Below are 4517 nucleotides of genomic sequence, written 5' to 3'. Positions count from 1 at the left end.
CGCCGCAGCAAGTGCTCGATGCATTGCTGAAGGTGCTCGTATAGGTGACGACTGGCCGRTCCAAAGGAGTCCCTCATGGCGAAAGATCTGAACAAGGCACACCGAGCGTCAAGAGCGCAGCCGAAGCTTGCTGGCGAGCCACGCCCCCCGCGTCCTTCGCGCGCCGATCTACAGGCGATGGGCAAGAGACTTCGCGGCACTTGTCCCCGCGAATCCCTCGCAGCCTGGAAGCCGCCCGCCGATCGCCCGGATCCCCTGCAGCTTTTGCAGGAATCCAACGTTGGACGAATGCCGGATCTGATCCCGATCCGCTTCGGGCGCATGGTGCGCTCGCCCTTCACCTTCTACCGCGGCGCCGCGCTCAACATGGCCGCGGACCTTGCGGCGACGCCCGCGACCGGGCTTCGCGTGCAGGCCTGCGGCGACTGCCACCTGATGAACTTCGGCGCCTTCGCGACGCCGGAGCGGCGCGCGATCTTCGACATCAACGACATGGACGAGACCCTGCCGGCTCCCTGGGAGTGGGATGTGCAACGCCTGGCTGCCAGCTTCGTGCTGGCCTGCCGCAACAATCACTTCAGCGAGGACATGGCACGCGACACCGTTCTGGCCTGCGCCCGCTCGTATCACGAGCGCATGGCCGAGTACAGCAAGATGTCGGCACTGGAGGTCTGGTATTCGAGCATCGACGTCAAGAAAGTACTGGCCACAGTGACGGACGAGGACGCCCGAAAGCGCATGCAGAAGCGCACTGCCGCGGCGCGCGAGCGGAGCGTACTCGAGCACGACTTTCCGAAGCTTGCCGAGATGGCGGGCGAAGTGCCGCGCATCAAGGACAACCCGCCCCTGATCTTCCACTTGGCGGGCAAGGAATCGGAAAACTACCTCGAGCGTGCCAAAGAGGGCTTTGCTGCTTATCGGGAGTCGATCCAGGAAGACCGGCGCTGGCTGCTCGACCGATACGACCTCAAGGATCTGGCAATGAAGGTGGTGGGTGTCGGCAGCGTGGGAACCTACTGCGCCGTGATATTGCTGATGGCTGGCGAAGGCGACCCGCTTTTTCTTCAAGTCAAGGAGGCTCGCGCATCCGTGCTCGAGCCGTATGCCGGCAAGAGCCTGCACGCCAACCATGGCCAGCGGGTCGTCGCCGGATACAGGCTCATCCAGTCGGCGAGCGACATCTTCCTCGGGTGGACACAGGGCAACCTCGGCCGGCATTTCTACATTCGCCAGTTGCGGGACATGAAGCTCGGCGCCCTCGTCGAACTTTTCACGCCAAGTTTGATGATCGACTATGCGGCCGTGTGCGCCTGGACGCTGGCGCGCGCCCACGCCCGCTCCGGCGAGCCGGCCGCCATCAGCGGCTACCTTGGCAAGAGCGACGTCTTCGACACGGCGATCGCCCAGTTCGCCACGGCCTATGCGGACCAGAGCGAGCGCGATCACGACGTCTTGAGGAAGGCCGTGCAGTCAGGGCGGGTGGACGTGGTGATCGAGCCCGAATGAGCACCATGAGCAAGCGAGGCAGGAGGCGCACGCCAATCGCCCAGCCGAATGCGGGCAAGGCTCGGGCACCGACGCCATCGACGATCCCCGCGCGGCCAGTCCGGGCTTCAGTGCGCGGCTGGCGAACGGTAGCGGCGTTGGTGATCGCGGCGGTGCTCCCGGCGGCGGCTGGCTATTTCGCGGTCGCCCAGTGGTGGGAGCGCGGCGATACTGCCGGCGCGCCGCGCGTGGTCATCGGAGACGGCACGCAGGGCCCGGCCGGCATGGCATGGGTGCCCGGGGGCGACTTCCGCATGGGCAGCGACAGCAAGCTGGCTCAGCCCAACGAACGCCCCGCGCACCTCGCGCGCGTCAAAGGCTTCTGGATGGACCGCCACCATGTGACCAACGAGGAGTTCCGCAGCTTCATCGACGCCACCGGCTACGTCACCACCGCAGAGCGCAAGCCCGACTGGGACACCATCGCGCCGCAGGTGATGCCCGGAACGCAGCGCCCGCCAGACGCGCAGCTCGTGGCCGGCGCCATGGTGTTCGTGGGCACGCCCGCCGCGGTGGACTACCGCGACTTCTCCCGCTGGTGGCGCTATGTGCCGGGCGCCGACTGGCGCCATCCGCAGGGCCCGGGCAGCAGCATCTTGGACAAGGACGATCATCCGGTGGTGCAGGTCAGCCACGACGATGCGCTGGCCTACGCGAAGTGGGCCGGCAAGCGCCTGCCCACCGAAGCCGAATGGGAGTTCGCCGCGCGCGGTGGGCTCGAGCAGGCCACCTACGTCTGGGGCGAGGATTTCGCGCCCGGCGGCAAGCAGATGGCCAATGTCTGGCAGGGCCAGCAGAGCCGCCCGTTCCCGGTGATCAGCGCCAAGGCCGGCGGCGCCGTCGGCACCAGCCCGATCGGCACCTTTCCGGCCAACGGCTACGGGCTCCAGGACATGACCGGCAACGCCTGGCAGTGGGTGGCCGACTGGTATCGCGCCGACCAGTTCGCGCGCGTGCTCAGGAGCGGCAACGTGCAGGTCGATTCACAGGGGCCGTCGGACAGTTGGGAACCCAGCGAGCCTGGCGTCCCGGTCGGCGCGCCCAGGCGCGTGACGCGCGGCGGCTCCTTCCTGTGCAACGAGGACTACTGCATGAGCTACCGCCCGAGCGCGCGGCGCGGCACCGACCCCTATACCAGCATGTCCCACCTTGGATTCCGGCTGGTGATGGATGCCGACACATGGACCCAACGGCGAGCGGCGCTGCCGTCAGGCGCAACGCGCGATCCGCCAGCACGCACCGTGCGGCCGATGGGGCCGGCACAGCCGACGAGATACAAAGGCACTCCGTAGAGGCTTTCAACGACCGATTCCCCCATTCGCTGTCGGTCGACTTACGGTCTTGATTGCGGGCAGGGCGCCACCTCAGCCATATTGACGCATGAAGGCGGAAGGTTCAGTCTTGCAGCTTCCGGACTTGGCAGGCGGTGTCGCAGCGGTTGGGGCACCGAGGCAGGCGCGTCGCGGACGGAGGTTGTCATGCATGCTGGTCGCATCGCGCTTCGCAGTTCCAAGTCTCGCCTCGCTGTCACACTGATTTTGGTCGCCACGTCGGCGCTTGCCGCGATGCCTCTGACCGCTGCTGCCGACGTCCCCTACTTTTACGTGGTCAATTCCGGCACGCTCATGATGGCCGAAGTCCTTGCGCGCCGGATGGATGATGGTGCGCCGGTTGTCCTTTGGCCGCACTACGGCGGCCCGAGCCAGCAGTTCAGCGTCCAACGGCTGCCTCGATCCGGCATTTCGGAGCCCTTGGAAGAACAGTGGTTCATGCTGCGGGCGAGACATTCAGGGAAGTGTCTGAGGACCCGTGGGTTCCAGTCCGGCGCGGCGGTAGTCCAGGAGACATGCAGCGGGGACGCTTCTCAGTTGTGGCGGTTGCGGCCCGTGGCCATGACGGCGGCCGAATGCCCTGTCCGAAGCCTGTGTCTCCTGGAACGGCGAACGGTCCTGGAGAACTATTACGACCGCGGACGGCGGTGCCTGGATGCGGCGGACGTTCAGCTGTCGGCACTGCCCGAACAAGGCGCAGGCTTGCACGCCCGCGACTGCGTGACGAGATTCAGCACACCCAACGCCGTCAACCAGGAGTGGGCACTGGTCGACGTACAGAATTGAGATGCGGGGCTCAACCTCGGCTGAAGTTTGGCCAAGTAACGCCGATGAGCCACTCTTGCTGCACGTCCGTCTCTCGACATCCCACCGATCGGTGCTGCGCAACCGCTCTATAGGTGTCTCCACAGGCCGAGCATCAGCGGCGCAGAACCGGGCCTTCCCGAAAATTTCCCGGAAACCGCTGAGAAACATCTCGATTTGCCGCAAGCGCCAGCGGCAACACGCCGCCCGCTTCGGGCCGCGTGTTGCCGACGCGCAAATAGCACATTTCAACGACTGACAAAGTGAAACTAAAAGTTATTCGCTAGCTAGGGAGCGAAACATTTGGTTGCGTATATGCAGGCCGGCTTGCTTGGCCGCCCCTATTGTTGGCCTCGACTGGCTCCGGCTGAGGCTTCGTTCATCAACATTCACATTGTGAGGTTTACATGTTCGACAGACATACGTTTGCAGCTTTTTGTGCTCTTGCCGTCCCGTATGGCGCCTGCCTTGCGCAGACCACGTACACAGCGGACCAGTACTTCGACGACCGCTGGTACATCACGCCCTTCGGTGTCTACGTCCATCCGGACGGTGACCGCAACGCCGACAACGGTTGGGGCGGAGGCTTGTCCATTGGCAAGCCGATCAGCCCCAGCTGGAACATCGAGTTGCGTGGCCAGTACGAGGAGCTCGACGGCAACGTCGGCACCGGCTTTGGCGTCTTCAACAGCACGAACAAGTACAAGAACTGGAGCGGCACGCTCGACGCGCAGTGGTTCTTCCTGGGCCGCCAGGGGATCAACCGCTGGCAGTCGAACAGCGTGCACCCCTATCTCGTGGGCGGGATCGGTGCCATCGACAACAAGGTGGAGAGGG

The 4517-nt window shown here is 65.1% G+C and carries 3 protein-coding genes and 1 pseudogene; all 4 read left to right on the top strand.

Going from position 1 to position 4517, the window contains the following annotated elements; all coding sequences use genetic code 11:
• Positions 1-75: 75 nt before the first annotated feature.
• A complete protein-coding gene (locus AC1D2K_RS30460; RefSeq protein WP_478093636.1) occupies positions 76-1506 on the top strand; it encodes a DUF2252 domain-containing protein in 1431 nt (476 codons plus the stop codon).
• Between the two features lie 110 nt (positions 1507-1616).
• Positions 1617-2837 carry a formylglycine-generating enzyme family protein gene (locus AC1D2K_RS30455; RefSeq protein ID WP_478093634.1) on the top strand — a complete coding sequence of 407 codons (1221 nt, stop codon included), beginning with the start codon at positions 1617-1619 and terminating at the stop codon, positions 2835-2837.
• A gap of 186 nt (positions 2838-3023) precedes the next feature.
• Entirely contained in the window at positions 3024-3662 is a 639-nt protein-coding gene (locus tag AC1D2K_RS30450; RefSeq protein ID WP_478093633.1) for an RICIN domain-containing protein, read from the top strand.
• 425 nt (positions 3663-4087) lie between these two features.
• Positions 4088-4517 (top strand): annotated as a pseudogene (locus AC1D2K_RS30445) (hypothetical protein); the annotation flags it as partial.

Source organism: Variovorax sp. P1_H12_2 (assembly GCF_056405335.1).
The sequence above is the reverse complement of the archived record's forward strand: the minus strand, read 5'-3'. Positions and strand labels throughout refer to the sequence as shown.